The following is a 300-nucleotide window of genomic DNA, read 5'->3' on the forward strand; positions in this document are numbered from 1 at the left end:
GCAGCGTCAGGCCCTTGGTATTGACGCTGACGGCGCCGCCGCCCAGCGTCAGTTGACCGCCGGCGCGGTTGAGCATCAGGCCGTTGGCGTCGAACAACTGGTATTCGAAGTCGTAGACCGTCGGCGCGCTCAAGCCCTTGGCCAGCGCGCTGCTGTCCCAGTCCCATTCGCCGTTGGCGGCGCGGCTCAGCGGCGCTTCGGCCCAGGTGCCGCCGGCGCTGCGATAGCGGATCAGGCCGCGAGTGGCCGCCGCCGGCTGATTGCCGCCGATGTGAACGATCTGCGGCTGGTCGCGCCAGG

Annotated in this window: 1 protein-coding gene; it reads right to left on the reverse strand. The window is 70.3% G+C overall.

Annotated elements, in window-relative coordinates; genetic code table 11:
- Positions 1-300 (reverse strand): hypothetical protein (locus ACODRW_RS24425; protein WP_488906943.1); only part of this gene is annotated, 300 nt, incomplete at both ends.

This window comes from Chromobacterium sp. FG89 (assembly GCF_057808735.1).